Below are 16,291 nucleotides of genomic sequence, written 5' to 3'. Positions count from 1 at the left end.
CCCTCACTCGGGGTTTGACGGCGGGCTGGGCCCCCTCTTCGGAGGAGTGGACAGCCCGCCGCACTCTTTTAACCCGCTGTGCTCGTCTGACCCGCTGTGCTCGTTCGACCCGCTGTGCTCGTTCGACCCGCTGGCGTTCTCCGATGTGCGCAGCTCGTCCGCTGGTCGCTCCTCGACTCCGCAGAGCAGGTCCCTGAATCCAGGGGACTTCTCCGCGGCGGGACGGCCGCCGTCGCGCCGGTCAGACGCGCTGGTCGTCGCGGCGGATCTCGACCCAGGCGTCGACCTCGTCGGCCGAGTCGTCGGAGCCGAGCGCGACCGCGCTGCCGTCGCCGGCCGTCCGCAGCCCGACGATCGTCACGGCGGAGGGCGAGTCCGCTGACGCAGTCCGGACGACGATGCGGTCGACTCCGTGGCGGATCCCCGCGAGCGCCTGGGCGAGTTCGTGCAGCACGCGCCTGCTCTCGCGTTCGGACGAGTGATCGAGCCCGCCGTCGTCGAGGACCGACACGGTCACTCCTCGCCTCCGCGCGTCGAGGACGAGCCGCCTGACGTCGTCGTCGAGAAGCCGTCGCCCGCGGATCTCGTCGCGCACCGAGGCCTCGAGGAGGCGGCACTCGAGGCGCTCCTCGTCGCTCAGCGCCGACTCGCTCGCGATGCGACGGAGCATGTCGGAGGCGATCGCGCGGGTCTGCTCGAGGCGGATCTCGCGCTCCGTCAGGTGCGCCTCCTCCGCCGCCCGCCACGACGTCGCGGCGCGCTCCGCCGCCTCGAGGACCCGCGCCTCGGATCCCGCCCGGCCCAGCTCGATGATGAGCGCCTGCGCGGAGCCGACCCAGGCCAGGTTGCCGATGACACCGAGCGTGAAGAGCGAGAGCGGTCCCGCCCAGACCATCGTGTGCACGATGAGGACGAGCATGCCGGTCCAGGCGAACACCGGACGGCTGCGCGAGCAGACGATGGTCATCAGGGTGCCCACGGCGGCGATGTACCAGGTCGAGTAGCCGTTCGGCGCCGCGGGATCCAACGCCGGTGCCACGAGGAGGGGCAGGGCGACGGCCACCACCGTCATCGACGCGGCCACGGGAGTCGAGAGGCGCGTCGTGGCGGACGGCCAGAGCGCCACCACCGTCGCCGCCACGTACAGGGCGACCGCGAGCAGATCGAAGGTGCTCGGCGGCGAGTTGCGGTACGAGAAGAAGGCGAGGACCACGTGGTACAGCGAGAAGCCTGCGCCGAGCGCGTAGAGCAGCGGGCGGGGATACGCGATCACGAGCCGGTCCCCGATCGAGCCGCTGCGGTGCGGGCAGTCCAGCCGATCACGACGCGCGTGCCCTCCCCGGGGCGGGACTCCACTCGCGCGTCCCCGCTCACGTTGTGAACCCGCTCGAGGATCGAGAGCCGGATGCCCAGTCGCTCGCGCGGCACCTCGGCGACGCGGAAGCCGCGACCGTCGTCCTCGACCACCACTTCGACGGAGTCCACGTCGAGCAGCCCCCGCACCGTGCGGCGCACCTGATCGCCGGGTCCCGCGTGCTGGACGCTGTTCGACAGCGCCTGCCAGACGGCTCCGAGGACCGCCTCCGCCACGGTGCGCGGAACGGACGCCGTCCGCGGATCGGCCGCCGTAGCGGTCCGCACCTCGAGGTCGGCGGCGAACGTCGACGCGGCGTGGGCGAGCTGCCGCTCGACCACCTCGAGCTGCACCGTCCCCTCCGCGACGTCCGACTCCTTCTCGGGCAGCAGCACCGCGAGGGTCCTGCGGGCCATCGACGACGCGAGCGCGCGCTGGGAGGGCGACTCCGCCGTGGCGGCCGCGAGGAGGGTCGCGAGCACGTTGTCGTGCACGAGGGCGTCGACCTCGGTCCGCTCGACCTCCCCCGCGTGCTGGCGCATGGCCGCCTCGTACTGCTCCATCGCCGTGGTCTGGGCGCGGTCGACCTCCTCGGCCGACTGCCGGAGCACCGAGATCAGCACGAGCATGACGAAGCCGACGATGCCCACGTAGAAGGCGTCCAGCACCGCTCGGGTCGGCTCGGCGGCCCCGCCCGACGGCAGCACTCGCAGCACGCCGAAGAGCACCGGGGTGACGACGGCGTAGACGACCGCCACCCGCAGCGGAGCGACGAGGGTGCAGAAGGCCGTGCCCAGCGTCAGCAGGTAGAAGATGTAGGGCGTCGCGGGCAGGACCTCGCCCGGGACGACGGCGAGCGGCCACGTCAGCAGCGCGAGGAGGAGGGCGCCCGCCACGAGGACACCGGTGATGCGCGTGCCGCGGTAGACGACCGCGGTGCCGACGGCCGCGGCGAGCGCACCGAAGACCAGTGCCAGCACCGGCCAGGCCACCGCCGGCTGGAGGAACCGCAGCTGGTCGAGGATCGGCGGGACCGTCTGCAGGGCGAAGCCGAAGCCGAAGAGCGAGAGGACCGTGGTGACGATCCGATCGATCCGCAGCCGGTTCGCCGGTGCACCCGCAGGCGGAGCGTCAGCGACCGGCATCGCCGTCGTCCGGGTCGATGCCGGGCAGGATCCCGTCCTCCACGGCGCGGCGGAGCAGGTCGACCTTCGTCGGCGCGGGCCGGCCGATCTCGACGTACTTGTCGCGGATCCGATCGAGGTACTCCTTCGCCGTCGACACCGAGATCTGCAGCCGGTCCGCGACGAGTTTCAACGGGAGACCGGAGGCGTAGAGGTGCAGCACGTCGCGCTCGCGACGGCCGAGGACCGCTCGCGCGAAGTCGTCGTCCGCGTCGATCGCCGACGCCCACTCGAGGTTGTTCAGCACCTCGCCGCGGGCGACGGTGCGGATGGCCGCGATCACGGTCGACATCGGCGACGACTTCGGGATCACCCCGGCCGCGCCGGCGGCCAGGGCCTCCCGCACGGCCACCACGCGGTCGGCGATGCTGTGCACGAGGACCGCGGATCCGCGGACCTGGCCCCACTTCACGTTGGCGGTGATGCTCGAGCCGTCGTTCAGGGAGAGATCCAGCACCAGGACCTCGATCTCGGACCCGTCGAGGACCTGCTCGAGGACCCGCACGGTCTCGGCGGCGGCGACCACGTGCATCCCGGCGTTCTCGATCGCTGCGGCGACACCCAGTCGCACCGACTCGTGATCGTCGACGATGGCGACCCGCACGCGCGGCTCCCCGACAGGCTCAGCGTTCACAGGTCCACTCCCTCGGGTCCGTCGGGGCCATCGTAGCGACGCCGGGCTCAGGCGGAGCGGCGCACCAGCCGCGCGACGGCCTCGACGTGCGAGGTGTTCGGGAAGAGGTCGAAGCCGTCGAGGCGCTCGAGCTCGTAGCCGCCGGCCGCCAGCGCTCCCACGTCGCGCGCGAGGGCGACCGGATCGCACGCCACATAGACGAGCTGAGCGGGGGCGAGCTCGATGAGGGCGTCGGTGACCGCGCGGCCCGCACCCGAGCGGGGCGGGTCCAGCACGACCGTCGCCGAGCGCCAGCGCTCGCGCTCGCGCGCGTCGGCCTGGGCGAGGGCGTCGCGGAGGTATCGGTCGACCCGGGCGGTCACCGCGCGGGCGCCGACCTGGTCCGACAGGTTCTCGAGTGCGTGCTCGGTGGCGCGGGAGTCGCTCTCGACGCTGGTCACGCGGAGGCCGGCTCCGAGACGATCGGCGAGCGCCGCCGCGAGCAGGCCGACTCCGCCGTAGAGGTCGTGGTTGGCCGCGCGGGGGTCGCTCCGCTCGGGGTCGACGGCCGTCTGCACGGCGTCGAAGAGGGCCGCCGCGGCTCCGCGGTGCACCTGCCAGAAACCGGAGCGGTCGACGCGGAAGGTCCGGTCGGCGACGAACTCGGTCACGACGGTGCGGTCGCGTCGGGCCTTCTTGTCGGACGGGTCGTGCACGAGGACCGCGGCGCCCTCGGATCCGGCCGCGTCGACCAGGTCGACCACCGAGCCGGGAGCGAGCCGGCCGTGGAGCGGGGCCGCGGCGGCGCTGGCGGCGGTCGCGAGCGGGAGCGCGTCGACGGTGACGACACGGTGGCTCCGCGACGCGTACGGACCGACGCGGCCGTCGTCGTCCACGTGCAGGCGGTTCCGCGTGCGCCAGCCGAGGCCGCGGGCCTCGTCGTCGCCCTCGATCGGCGACACCTCCACGCTGACCTCGCGGCGCGCGAAGCGGGCGAACGCGTCCTCGAGGACCGTGCGCTTGAGCTCGCGCTGGTGCGCGAGCGCGGCGTGGCCGAACTCGGCACCGCCGACACGGTCCTCCGGGCGCCGGTCGATCGACGCCTCGGCCCAGACGTGCGCGACCCGGTGCGGCGACGGCTCGAGGATCTCGAGGGCGTCGGCCCGCCAGAAGCTGTCGTGGCGCACCTCGCTGATGCGCGCCCGGACCCGCTCGCCCGGGAGCACGTCCGGGACGAAGACCACGCGGCCCTCGTGGCGGGCGACGAACACGCCTCCGTGGGCCACGTTGCTAATCTCGAGCTCGACCTGCGTCCCGAGCACGCCGTCGTCCTCGGAGGGACGGGAGGGTGTGCGGGACGCGGACTTCGACATCCATCGAGCATCCCACAGCGGGGGCCCGGCCGCAGGGAGCACGCATGCGCCTCTACCTCGCCTCCACCTCCCCCGCGCGCCTCGCGCTGCTGCGGTCCTCGGGCATCGAGCCCGTCGTCGTGCCCTCGCAGGTCGACGAGCCGGCGGCCGTCGCCGTGGCCGAGCAGGAGTCGGGCGCTCCGCTCGACGCCGACGCCGTGGTGGCGCTGCTCGCCCGCGCGAAGGCGCGCGCCGTCCTGGGACCCGGCATCGACGGTCTCGTCCTCGGCGGCGACTCCGCGTTCGTGCTCGACGGGGTGGTCCACGGCAAGCCGCACGAGCCCGAGCGGGCCCGCGAGCGCTGGCGGGCCCAGCGCGGCCGGGAGGGCCGCCTGCACTCCGGGCACTGGCTGATCGACCACCGGGGCGGGGAGGTGCGCGCGGAGGTCGGCACGGTCACCTCCGCGGCCGTGCACTTCGCCTCCGACATCGAGGACCACGAGATCGACGCGTACGTCGCGACGGGCGAGCCCCTGGAAGTGGCTGGAGCGTTCACCATCGACGGCCTCGCCGCCGGCTTCATCACGCGGATCGAGGGGGACCCCTCCACGGTGATCGGGATGTCGGTGCCCGCTCTGCGCTCGCTGGTCCGCGAGCTCGGCGTGCCGTGGACCTCGCTCTGGAACCGCTGACTCCGCTCCGGGTTGTGTGGAACCGACAGAGCCCCCGCGCTTCTTTGTGGTGAGCCGCCACGGGCATCCTCTGAGGGCCCCCTAGGGTGGGGAACCATGTCGCGTATTACGAAGGTGCTCATCGCCAACCGAGGCGAGATCGCCGTCCGAGTCGTCCGAGCCGCCCGCGACAGCGGGATCGCCTCCGTCGCCGTCTACGCCGACCAGGACCGCGACGCCCTGCACAGCCGCCTCGCCGACGAGGCCTACGCGCTCGGCGGCACCACCAGCGCCGAGACCTACCTCGTCATCGAGAAGCTCCTCTCGGTCGCCCGCCGCTCGGGTGCCGACGCCGTGCACCCCGGCTACGGCTTCCTCGCCGAGAACGCCGACTTCGCCCGCGCGGTCATCGACGCCGGCCTGATCTGGATCGGCCCGAGCCCCGACGCCATCGAGCGTCTCGGCGACAAGGTGTCGGCCCGCCACGTGGCCGAGAAGGTCGGGGCGCCGCTGGCCCCCGGCACCCTGAACCCCGTCTCGGGCGCCGCCGAGGTGCTCGAGTTCGTCGACCAGCACGGCCTGCCCGTCGCCATCAAAGCGGCGTTCGGAGGAGGCGGCCGCGGCCTCAAGGTCGCCCGCGAGCGCGACGAGGTCGAGGAGATGTTCGCCTCCGCCACCCGTGAGGCGGTCGCCGCCTTCGGCCGCGGCGAGTGCTTCGTCGAGAAGTACCTCGACCAGCCCCGTCACGTCGAGACCCAGTGCCTCGCCGACGCGCACGGCAACGTCGTCGTCGTCTCGACCCGCGACTGCTCGCTGCAGCGACGCCACCAGAAGCTGGTCGAGGAGGCGCCCGCGCCGTTCCTCACGGACGAGCAGAATGCCGAGCTCTACCGCGCGTCGAAGGCGATCCTCCGCGAGGTCGGCTACCTGGGCGCCGGCACGTGCGAGTTCCTCGTCGGCAAGGACGGCACTGTCTCGTTCCTCGAGGTGAACACCCGGCTGCAGGTCGAGCACCCGGTCTCGGAGGAGATCACCGGCATCGACCTCGTGCGCGAGCAGTTCCGCCTCGCCGAGGGCGGTGTCCTCGACTACGACGACCCGACCCCGCGCGGCCACTCGTTCGAGTTCCGCATCAACGGCGAGGACGCCGGACGCGGCTTCCTGCCGGCCCCCGGACCCGTCCACGTGTTCAAGGCGCCGGGCGGACCGGGCGTCCGCGTCGACTCCGGCGTGGTCGCGGGCGACGTGATCTCGGGATCCTTCGACTCCCTGCTCGCGAAGCTCGTCGTCACCGGCAGCACCCGCGCCGAGGCGCTCGAGCGATCGCGCCGCGCCCTCGAGGAGTTCGAGGTGACCGGCCTGCCGACCGTCCTCCCCTTCCACCGCGCGATCGTGCGCGATCCCGCCTTCGCCCCCGAGGGCGACGCGCCCTTCACGATCTACACGCGCTGGATCGAGACCGAGTTCGACAACACGATCGAGGCGTGGAGCGGGGAGCCGGGCGCGATCCCCGAGCCCGCGGCCCGCCAGAACGTGGTCGTCGAGGTCGACGGCCGCCGTGTCGAGGTGACGCTGCCGAGCGAGTTCGCGCGCTCCGGACCCTCGCGGGCCGCCACGGCGTCGGTGCCCAAGCGCCGCGGGTCGGGCTCGGTCAGCACGGTCACCGGCGACTCCGTCACGTCCCCGATGCAGGCGACCATCGTCAAGGTGGCGGTCGCCGAGGGCGACTCTGTCGTGACGGGCGACCTCGTCGTGGTCCTCGAGGCCATGAAGATGGAGCAGCCCCTCACCGCCCACAAGGACGGCGTCGTGACCGGCCTGGCCGCCGAGGCCGGCACCACCGTCTCCGCGGGCCACGTGCTGCTGCAGATCGTCTGACGCGCGTCCGCCGCGGCGGGCGGTGATCGCTCCCCCGTGCGCCGCGCCGGGCGATGGTCGCTCCCGCGCGTCCGTCGTCGGTGGATCTCGATACGCCCGCTCCGCGGGCTACTCGATCAGCAACGGGGCGGCGAGCGCCCTCCGCTGAGAGCGGTGGCGTCTGCCCCGGGCGAGAGCCTCGGCGACGCCCGGGCGTGCGCGACTCCGCACCACCCGCGGAAGTCCTGCTCATCGACCATCGAGTCCATCCGGTGCAGAACCTCAGCCGTGAGTGCCCATCAGCCACGATGGCGTCCGAGCCCCACTCCTGGCTGTCGTTCCGCACCGCGAGCCTGGAGCGCGGAACGCCGAACGTCGTGATCCTCTCTCGGACCCTCTCACTGAGCCTTCGAGCCAGGACCACCGGTCGCAAGCTACCGGATCGCCGACCGGCGTGAGCGCGCGTCCGAGAATCGCGTGCCAGCGATCCGAGACAGCGCGACGCGACCCGCTCTGCGGAACGCACCACCTACACAGCCGACCGCGCCGAGCCGCGCAGGGAGCGGCTCGGAGAAAAGGCCGCACATCGTGAGCTAGCTCACTCCGTGAGCTAGCTCACGATGTGCATGGCACGCGCCGCATCCGAGATCGAGCCGGTGAGGCTCGGGTAGACGGTGAAGGCACGGGCGACCTGGTCGACGGTCAGGCGGTGCTCGACGGCGAGGGCGAGGGGGAAGATCAGCTCGCTCGCCTTGGGGGCGACGATCACTCCGCCGATGACGGTGCCGGAGCCGGTGCGGGCGAAGAGCTTCACGAAGCCGTCGCGGATGCCCATCATCTTCGCGCGCGGGTTGGCGGCGAGAGGGAGCTTGTAGATCTCCCCCTGGGCGATGCCCTCCTCGATCTCGCGCTGGCTCCAGCCGACGGTCGCGATCTCGGGCTGGGTGAAGATGTTCGCCGCGACGTTGCGCACCTCCGTGGGGTTCACGGCGTCGCCCATGGCGTGGAACACCCCCGTGCGGCCCTGCATCGCGGCCACGGAGGCGAGCGGGAGGAACGTCGTGCAGTCGCCGGCGGCGTAGATGGACGGGACGCTGGTGCGCGCGACGCGGTTCACCCGGATGTGACCCGACTCCGTGAGTTGCACGCCCGCCTCCTCGAGGCCGATGCCCTTCGTGTTCGGCACGGAGCCGACGGCCATCAAGCAGTGCGAGCCCTCGACGACGCGCCCGTCGGACAGGACGGCGCGGACGCCCTTCTCGGTCCGCTCGACGCGATCGGCACGGGACTTCGAGAGGACGGTCATGCCGTTGCGCTTGAAGACGTTCTCGATCACGGCGGCGGCATCGGCGTCCTCGCCGGGCAGGACCTGGTCGCGGGAGGAGATGAGCGTCACCTTCGCGCCCAGCGCTCGGTAGGCGGAGGCGAACTCGGCGCCGGTGACGCCGGAGCCGACGACGATCAGGTGCTCGGGCACAGTCTTGAGGTTGTAGAGCTGGGTCCAGCTCATGATGCGCTCGCCGTCGGGAGCGGCGGACGGGAGAACGCGCGGGCTCGCTCCGACCGAGACGACGATGGTGTCGGCCTCGATGCGGTCGAAGTCCATGCCCTCCTCGCCGGGAGCGGTCGAGACGATCAGCGCGTTCGAGCCGTCGAGCCGGCCGTCGCCCGAGACGATGCGGACGCCGTGGTGCACGAGGTTCGCGCGCATGTCCTCGGACTGCTGGCGCGCCAGACCGAGCAGGCGCTTGTTGACGGTGGCGAGGTTCACCGCGACCTCGGGCCGGACCGGCTTGTTGGTCTGCTCGGAGCGGGTGAAGAACTGGACGCCGAGATCAGCGGCCTCCCCGATCGCATTGGTCGCCTCCGCGGTCGCGATCAGCGACTTCGACGGCACGACGTCGGTGATGACGGCCGAGCCGCCGACTCCGACCCGCTCGACGAGCGTGACCTCGGCGCCCAGCTGCGCACCGGCGATGGCGGCTTCGTAGCCGCCGGGTCCCCCTCCGAGTACGGCGATCCTCTGCGTGCGCTCGAACTCGTAAGCCATAACTCCCATTGTCCTCCGTCTCTGGGAGTTCGCCCAATCGGCGGGGCGCCCTGCCGCGCCGGTGCCTGCCCGCTTCTCCCCGTGAGCCGTGGATAGGGTGGGGGAATGGCCGACCAGACCCCGAATCCGCTCGATCCCGCCGACGCCGATCCCTTCGCGATCGCCCGTGAGGCCTCCGCTCAGATCGCTGAGGCGACCGGCGTCGAGAGACACGACATCGCCCTCACGCTCGGCAGCGGGTGGGGCAAGGCCGCCGACCTGATCGGCGAGACCACCGCGACGGTCGACGCGACCCGCATCGTCGGCTTCTCGCGACCGGCCGTGCACGGCCACGGCGGCACCCTCCGCTCGGTCCTGCTGCCGACCGGGAAGCGGGCGCTGATCATCGGGGCGCGGACCCACTACTACGAGGGCTACGGCGTGCGCCGCGTCGCGCACAGCGTGCGCACCGCCGCCGCCACGGGCGCGACCGTGATGATCCTCACGAACGGCGCCGGAGGCATCAAGGAGCACTGGACGCCCGGCACGCCGGTGCTGATCAGCGACCACATCAACCTGACCGCCGACTCGCCGCTCGAGGGGGCGACGTTCGTCGACCTCACCGACCTCTACTCCTCGCGCCTGCGCGCGCTCGCCCGCGAGACCCGCGCCGAGCTCGACGAGGGCGTGTACGTCCAGTTCCGCGGTCCGCACTACGAGACCCCGGCCGAGGTGCAGATGGCTCGCATCATCGGCGGGCACATCGTCGGCATGTCGACGGCGCTCGAGGCGATCGCCGCGCGCGAGGCCGGCATGGAGGTGCTCGGCATGTCGCTGATCACGAACCTCGCCGCCGGGATCCAGAAGACGGCCCTCAGCCACGAGGAGGTGCTGGAGGCCGGCCGGAACGCCGAGGACGACCTCGCCCGCCTCCTGGCCGGCATCACGGGGACCCTGTGACCGCCGGGATCCGCGCCCTCGCCGAGGACTGGCTGGCGCAGGACCCCGATCCCGAGACGCGCGAGGAGCTCGTGCGGCTGCTCGTCGCCGACGAGGCGGGCGATGCGGACGCGACGGTCGAGCTCCAGGACCGCTTCGGCTCCCGGCTCGCGTTCGGCACCGCCGGGCTGCGCGGGGCGATCGCCGCGGGGTCGAACAGGATGAACCGCGTGCTGGTCTCGCAGGCCGCCGTCGGCCTCGCCGAGCACCTCCTCTCGCAGGGGATCGAGCGGCCCGTCGTCGTCATCGGCTACGACGGCCGGAAGAACTCGCGCGTCTTCGCCGAGGACTCCGCCGCCCTGATGGCAGGAGCGGGCGTCGACGCCGTCCTGCTGCCGCGCCTGCTCCCCACTCCCGTGCTGGCCTTCGCGGTGCGCCACATCGACGCCGATGCGGGCGTCATGGTGACGGCGAGCCACAATCCTCCGCAGGACAACGGCTACAAGGTGTACCTCGGCGGCGACGACCAGGGCTCGCAGATCGTCCCTCCGGTCGACGCCGAGATCGCCGAGCGGATCCTCGACGTCGCGCGGACGCGCCGGGTCACCGAGCTCCCGCGCGGGGAGTACCGCACGGCGGAGGAATCGGTGGTGACCGCCTACATCGACGCGACGGGCACGGTCGGCCGGCAGACCGCTCCGCTGCGCGTCGTCTACACGGCGATGCACGGGGTCGGCTGGGAGACCGCGCACCGCGTGCTCTCGGCCGCCGACTTCGACGAGCCGCTCGTGGTCGTCGAGCAGATCGACCCGGATCCCGCGTTCCCCACGGTCGCGTTCCCCAATCCGGAGGAGGAGGGCGCGCTGGACCTCGCCTTCGCGACCGCCCGGACGGGTCGTGCCGACCTCATCGTGGCCAACGACCCGGACGCCGACCGGTTCGCCGCGGCGATCCCGGACGACAGCACCACGGACGGCTTCCGCCGGCTCACCGGCAACGAGGTCGGTGCGCTGCTCGGCTGGCGCGCCGCGGAGCGCGCTCGCGCCGAGGGACGCGCGGGCGGGGCGCTCGCGTGCTCGATCGTCTCCTCCCCCGCGCTCGGAGCGGTCGCAGCGGACTACGGGCTGACGTTCGTCGAGACGCTCACGGGCTTCAAGTGGATCTCGCGGGTGCCGGATCTCGTCTTCGGGTACGAGGAGGCGCTCGGCTATCTCGTGAATCCCGGGACGGTGCGCGACAAGGACGGCATCTCTGCGGCTCTGGCGTTCCTCGACCTGGCGAGCGCTCTGGCGTCGGAGGGGCGGACCATCGCCGACCAGCTCGACGCCTTCGCCGACCGCTTCGGCCTCTTCGGCTCCGAGCAGATCTCGCTCCGCGTGACCGACCTGTCCGAGATCGGCCGCATCATGGCGGCGGTGCGCAGCGCCCCTCCGTCGTCGATCGGCGGACTGCCGGTGCAGCGGGTCGAGGACCTGCTCGAGGTCGAGGGCGGTGTGCCGCCGACGGATGCGCTGCGCTTCACCCTCGACGGAGCGCGCCTGATCGTGCGCCCCAGCGGCACCGAGCCCAAGGTCAAGCTCTACCTCGACGCCTGGTCCTCGGACGCCGACCCCTCGTCGCGCCGCTCCGCCGTCTCCACCCGCCTCTCCGCCCTCCGCACCGGCGCCGAGTCCCTCCTCCGCTGACCCCCGCCCCGAGACGCCACTCGAGCACCCCTCCCCGGGTGCGTCCCGGCCCAATGCGGCATCTCGCGGCACCTGTCCCGGCTCTTCCCAAACGGCCCGGTAGTGACGGCCACTCGTCGACGACGATCACGGCTGGTGGAGGCCTCCGCATCGCCGCCCCGCAGGGAGCGCGCGATCCTGAATCGCGTGCCAAGCGATTCTGGACAGCGCGACGCGACCCGCTCCACGGAACGCACGTTTCCGAGAAGCCGACTGCGCTGAGCCGCGCAGGGAGCGGCTCAGGAGCAAGCACCGCCCTCGGTTGATCCGCATTCCGCGGATCAACCGAGGGCGCGCTCGATCTTCGCCGTGATCTCGGCCTGGTCGAGGTAGTTGTCGATGATGACGACCTCGGCGAAGGTCCGGCCGATCCGGTCGACGAGTTCGCCGGAGGTGAGGATGACCTGTGCGTCGGCGGCGAGGGCGTCGACCGAGGCGATGTCGGAGGCGACGACCTCGGCTTCGAGGTCGAGCGCCTCGAGCGCGCGCTCGGCGCCGAGCTTGAGGATGGCGGAGGTGCCGATTCCGGCGCCGCAGAGGGTGACGATCTTCATGAGCTTCTTCCGTGGTGCGGGGTGGCGTCCGTGAGGACGGCGTTGACGCCGCCGACCGTCCGCGCTGCGGCGAGGGCGCCGATCGCGTCGGGGCGGCTGAGGACGTCGGCGAGGCCGGCGACGAAGCCGACGTGCCCGTGCGCCTGCGTGGCGGCGATGCCGATGACGACCGAGACGGGGTCGTTGGTGCCGTGTCCGAAGGCGACGGGCTCGGCGAGCGTGACGACGGACAGACCGTCGCTGTGGACGTCGTTGCCCGGGCGGGCGTGCGCGAGGGCGAGTCCCGGCGCGATGACGATGTAGGGGCCGAGCACGTCGATCTGCTCGACCATGCGGCGCGAGTAGGCCGGGTCGACCGCTCCGCTGCGCTCGAGGGCGCGGCCGGCCTCGAGGACGGCCTCCCGCCAGTTCGCGGCGGGGTGGCGGAGCGCGATCGCGGCGTCGCCGAGGGCGTCGAGCGGCACGGTCAGGCCGCTTCGAAGCCGGCGCTGATCGTCTCGACGAGCTCCCGGCGCTCGTCGAGCGGGAGGAAGCTGGCCTCCGCGGCGTTGATCTGGAACGCCTCGAAGTCGTCGAGGTCGTAGCCGAACGCGTCCGAGAGCAGCGCGAGCTCGCGGCTGAGCGTCGTGCCGCTCATCAGGCGGTTGTCGGTGTTGACCGTGACCCGGAAGCCGAGCTGGTACAGCAGGTCGAAGGGGTGGTCGAGGAGCTCGGTGCCCCAGGCGGCGATCGCGCCCGTCTGCAGGTTGGAGGAGGGGCTGAGCTCGAGGGCGATGCGCCTGTCCTTCACCCACTCGGCGAGCTCGCCGAGCGTGACGTAGCTCGCGTCGTCGTCCTGGCGCTCGACGGCGATGTCCTCGGCGAGCCGCACGCCGTGGCCCAGCCGCAGCGCGCGACCGTCGAGGAGGGCGGAGCGGATGCTGTCGAGACCGTCGGCCTCGCCCGCGTGGACCGTGGTCGGGAAGTGCGCTGCAGCGAGGAGCTCGAACGCGGGGCGGTGCGCCGAGGCGGGGAAGCCCGCCTCGGCACCGGCGATGTCGAACCCGATCGCGCCGCGCTCGCGGTGGCGCAGGGCGAGTTCGGCGATCTCGAGGGAGCGGTCGGTGTGCCGCATCGCCGTGATCAGCTGCCCGACGCTCAGGCGGGAGCCGTGGGCGGCCGCCTCCTGGACCCCCTGCTGGAGCCCCTCCTGCACGGCCTCGACCGCGGCGTCGAGCGAGAGGCCGGAGCGCAGGTGCTGCTCGGGCGCCCAGCGCACCTCGCCGTGCACCACTCCGTCGGCGGCGAGGTCGAGGACGAACTCGCGCGCCACCCGCTCGAGCTGCGGGGCGGTCTGCATGACGGCCAGGGTCGTCTCGAACGTGGCCAGGTAGTCGGTCAGCGAGCCGGAGTCGGCGGTCGTGCGGAACCAGCGCCCCAGGGCTTCGGGCTCGTCCGCCGGCACCGGCACTCCGGCCCCGGTCGCGAGCTCGAGGATCGTGGCGGGACGCAGGCCCCCGTCGAGGTGGTCGTGCAGCGAGACCTTCGGCAGGTCGTCGATGAGGATCCCCTCGCCCGGGAGGAGGTACTCGTCGGTGGTGTCGGTCACGGTGCTCCTCGGGGTCGGGCGACGGTTCGCGGACCACCCTACTGCCGGGGGCCGACGCGGTGACGGGACCGGTCCGCCGCCACCGGGAACGCGCGCGGCATGCGCCTGTGGAGGAGCCGCGTAGGGTGCGGGGATGAGCGGACGACGGATCATCCTGGACTGCGACCCCGGCCACGACGACGCCCTCGCGATCCTCCTGGCGCACGGCAGCCCTGCGATCGAGCTGGTCGCGATCACGACCGTCGCCGGCAACCAGTCGCTGGAGAAGGTGACCGGGAACGCCAGCGCGGTGGCCGCCGTCGCCGGTCTCGTCGGAGTGCCGATCGCGGCGGGGATGCACCGGCCGCTCGTCCGCGACACGGAGCCCGCGCCGAGCATCCACGGCGAGAGCGGGATGGACGGGCCGTCCCTCCCTGAGGACCGCCCGGCGCTGGATCCGCGCCACGCCGTCGATCTGATCATCGAGGAGGTCATGAGCTCCCCCGCGGGCTCGATCACCCTCGTGCCGACCGGTCCGCTGACGAACATCGCGATGGCGGTGCGCCGCGAGCCTCGCCTCGTCGAGCGCGTGCGCGAGGTGGTCCTGATGGGCGGCGGCGTGCAGGGCGGCAACTGGACGGCGACCGCGGAGTTCAACATCCTGGCCGACCCCGAGGCGGCCCACATCGTGTTCGGCGCGGGGTGGGACGTGACGATGGTCGGCCTCGACGTCACGCACCGCGCGCTCGCGACCGAGGACGTCGTCGCCCGGTTCCGAGCCCTCGGCTCCGATGTCGGCCGGTTCTGCGTCGGGCTCCTCGACTTCTTCGCCGAGAGCTACCGGGAGGCGCAGGGCTTCGACGCTCCCCCGGTGCACGACGCGGTCGCCGTGGCGCACGTCATCGATCCGTCGATCCTCGAGGTGCGGCGCGCTCCACTCACGGTGGAGCTCCGCGGCGAGCACACCGTGGGGATGACCGTCGCGGATCTGCGCTCGGCGCCGCCCGCCGACTGCCGGACGGGCATCGCGACCGGGATCGACGTCGACCGGTTCTGGGACCTCGTGCTCGACGCGGTCAGCCGTCTCTGACTCCCGAGCGGGAGGATCCGTTCAGGCGATGCGCTCGGCCACGAGCGGTCCGCCGTCCAGGATCGCCTCTCCCTCGTCGCCGACACGGTAGGCGCCCTCGAGCGCCGCGAGAGCGCGCTCGAAGCGGGCCGGCTCGTCGGCCGAGAGGGTGAAGAGGGGCTCGCCCGCGCGGACGCGGTCGCCCGGCTTCGCGTGCAGGTCGATGCCCGCCGCGTGCTGCACGGCGTCCTGCTGCCGCGCCCGCCCGGCCCCGAGACGCCAGGCGGCGATCCCGAACGGGAGGGCTCGCTGCTCGACGAGGACCCCGTCGCGGTCGGCTCGGACCACGTGCGTCTCGCGGGCGACGGGCAGTTCGGCGGTCGGGTCGCCGCCCTGAGCGCGGATCACCGCGTTCCACGTGTCCATGGCCGCTCCTCCGTCCAGCGCCCCCTCGACGTCGGCATCGGGCAGGCCCGCCAGCGCGAGCATCTCGCGGGCGAGCGCGAGGGTCAGCTCGCGCACGTCGGCCGGACCGCCGCCGGCCAGGACCTCGACCGACTCCCGCACCTCGTTGGCGTTGCCGATGGCGAGACCGAGCGGGACGTTCATGTTCGTGAGCAGCGCCGTCGTGCGGACGCCCGCATCGTTGCCGAGGTCGACCATGGCGCGGGCCAGCTCGCGCGAGCGCTCGATGTCGACCATGAAGGCGCCCGAGCCGAACTTGACGTCCAGGACCAGCGCGTCGGTCCCCTCCGCGATCTTCTTCGACATGATCGAGGACGCGATCAGCGGGATCGCCTCGACGGTGCCGGTGATGTCGCGCAGGGCGTAGAGCTTCTTGTCGGCGGGAGCGAGGCCGGAGCCGGCCGCGCAGATCACTCCGCCGACCGTGCGCAGCTGCTCGAACATCTCGTCGTTGCCGAGCTCGGCGCGCCAGCCGGGGATCGCCTCGAGCTTGTCGAGGGTGCCGCCGGTGTGGCCGAGGCCCCGGCCCGAGAGCTGGGGCACGGCGACGCCGAACGAGGCCACGAGGGGCATCAGCGGCAGCGTGATCTTGTCGCCCACGCCTCCCGTCGAGTGCTTGTCGACGGTCCGCTTGCCGAGCCCGTCGAAGCTCATCCGCTCGCCGCTCGCGATCATGGCCAGCGTCAGATCGCGGATCTCGTCGCGCTCCATGCCGTTCAGGAGCACGGCCATGGCGAACGCCGCCATCTGCTCGTCGGCGACGTAGCCGCGGGTGTACGCGTCGATCAGCCAGTCGATCTGCGCGGTCGACAGGGTGCCCCTGTCGCGCTTGGTGCGGATGATGTCGACGGCGTCGAAGGCCTCGACGGGGGTGGAGCCGGTCATTGCTGTCCTCGGATCGTGTGCGGAGCGG

General features: G+C 72.6%; 14 protein-coding genes. 5 read left to right on the top strand and 9 right to left on the bottom strand.

Annotated features, from left to right (window positions below; genetic code table 11):
- Positions 1-241: 241 nt before the first annotated feature.
- The 4 genes from ASF46_RS05470 to ASF46_RS05455 are packed head-to-tail and all read right to left on the bottom strand — an operon-like array spanning position 242 to position 4,524.
- Entirely contained in the window at positions 242-1,273 is a 1,032-nt protein-coding gene (locus tag ASF46_RS05470) for a hypothetical protein (RefSeq protein ID WP_056866695.1), read from the bottom strand.
- Positions 1,270-2,499 carry an ATP-binding protein gene (locus tag ASF46_RS05465; protein WP_056866694.1) on the bottom strand — a complete coding sequence of 410 codons (1,230 nt, stop codon included), beginning with the start codon at positions 2,497-2,499 and terminating at the stop codon, positions 1,270-1,272. The genes ASF46_RS05470 and ASF46_RS05465 overlap by 4 nt, the downstream gene beginning before the upstream one ends.
- Positions 2,486-3,172 (bottom strand): response regulator transcription factor, encoded by a 687-nt coding sequence (locus ASF46_RS05460; RefSeq protein ID WP_055788068.1) that lies wholly within the window; start codon positions 3,170-3,172, stop codon positions 2,486-2,488. The genes ASF46_RS05465 and ASF46_RS05460 overlap by 14 nt, the downstream gene beginning before the upstream one ends.
- A 47-nt stretch (positions 3,173-3,219) precedes the next feature.
- Complete coding sequence (locus ASF46_RS05455) at positions 3,220-4,524, bottom strand: class I SAM-dependent RNA methyltransferase (protein WP_157602228.1); 1,305 nt, start codon at positions 4,522-4,524, stop codon at positions 3,220-3,222.
- A gap of 44 nt (positions 4,525-4,568) precedes the next feature.
- Between ASF46_RS05455 and ASF46_RS05450 the strand changes: the two genes are divergently transcribed.
- Together ASF46_RS05450 and ASF46_RS05445 are read left to right on the top strand one after the other, a co-directional pair.
- Positions 4,569-5,195: a Maf family protein gene (locus tag ASF46_RS05450; protein WP_056866693.1), complete on the top strand. Its 627-nt coding sequence runs from the start codon at positions 4,569-4,571 to the stop codon at positions 5,193-5,195.
- A gap of 96 nt (positions 5,196-5,291) precedes the next feature.
- Entirely contained in the window at positions 5,292-7,052 is a 1,761-nt protein-coding gene (locus ASF46_RS05445) for an acetyl/propionyl/methylcrotonyl-CoA carboxylase subunit alpha (RefSeq protein WP_056866692.1), read from the top strand.
- 589 nt (positions 7,053-7,641) lie between these two features.
- Here the strand turns inward: ASF46_RS05445 and ASF46_RS05440 are convergent.
- Positions 7,642-9,081 carry an NAD(P)H-quinone dehydrogenase gene (locus tag ASF46_RS05440; protein ID WP_056866691.1) on the bottom strand — a complete coding sequence of 480 codons (1,440 nt, stop codon included), beginning with the start codon at positions 9,079-9,081 and terminating at the stop codon, positions 7,642-7,644.
- Between the two features lie 105 nt (positions 9,082-9,186).
- Here ASF46_RS05440 and ASF46_RS05435 point away from each other — a divergent pair, with 105 nt between their 5' ends.
- Positions 9,187-10,020 carry a purine-nucleoside phosphorylase gene (locus ASF46_RS05435; protein WP_056866690.1) on the top strand — a complete coding sequence of 278 codons (834 nt, stop codon included), beginning with the start codon at positions 9,187-9,189 and terminating at the stop codon, positions 10,018-10,020.
- Positions 10,017-11,684, top strand: coding sequence for a phospho-sugar mutase (locus ASF46_RS05430; protein ID WP_056866689.1), 1,668 nt, complete (start codon positions 10,017-10,019; stop codon positions 11,682-11,684). Before ASF46_RS05435 ends, ASF46_RS05430 begins: the two co-directional genes overlap by 4 nt.
- A gap of 320 nt (positions 11,685-12,004) precedes the next feature.
- Here ASF46_RS05430 and ASF46_RS05425 read toward each other — a convergent pair whose 3' ends face one another.
- The 3 genes from ASF46_RS05425 to ASF46_RS05415 are packed head-to-tail and all read right to left on the bottom strand — an operon-like array spanning position 12,005 to position 13,865.
- Positions 12,005-12,277, bottom strand: coding sequence for a PTS sugar transporter subunit IIB (locus tag ASF46_RS05425; protein ID WP_055788046.1), 273 nt, complete (start codon positions 12,275-12,277; stop codon positions 12,005-12,007).
- Positions 12,274-12,741 (bottom strand): PTS sugar transporter subunit IIA, encoded by a 468-nt coding sequence (locus tag ASF46_RS05420; protein WP_055788042.1) that lies wholly within the window; start codon positions 12,739-12,741, stop codon positions 12,274-12,276. The genes ASF46_RS05425 and ASF46_RS05420 overlap by 4 nt, the downstream gene beginning before the upstream one ends.
- Before the next feature lie 2 nt (positions 12,742-12,743).
- Positions 12,744-13,865, bottom strand: coding sequence for an adenosine deaminase (locus ASF46_RS05415; RefSeq protein ID WP_056866688.1), 1,122 nt, complete (start codon positions 13,863-13,865; stop codon positions 12,744-12,746).
- 133 nt (positions 13,866-13,998) lie between these two features.
- On the opposite strand from ASF46_RS05415, the gene ASF46_RS05410 reads away from it, so the two are divergent.
- A complete protein-coding gene (locus ASF46_RS05410) occupies positions 13,999-14,934 on the top strand; it encodes a nucleoside hydrolase (protein WP_056866687.1) in 936 nt (311 codons plus the stop codon).
- Positions 14,935-14,955: 21 nt separating this feature from the next.
- On the opposite strand, the gene ASF46_RS05405 is transcribed toward ASF46_RS05410, so the two are convergent.
- Positions 14,956-16,263 (bottom strand): thymidine phosphorylase, encoded by a 1,308-nt coding sequence (locus ASF46_RS05405; RefSeq protein WP_056866686.1) that lies wholly within the window; start codon positions 16,261-16,263, stop codon positions 14,956-14,958.
- Between the last annotated feature and the right edge of the window lie 28 nt (positions 16,264-16,291).

Source organism: Rathayibacter sp. Leaf296, assembly GCF_001423045.1.
GTDB classification, from domain to species: Bacteria; Actinomycetota; Actinomycetes; order Actinomycetales; family Microbacteriaceae; genus Rathayibacter; species Rathayibacter caricis.
Note: the sequence above shows the minus strand (reverse complement) of the source record. Positions and strands in the feature narration are given on the sequence as shown.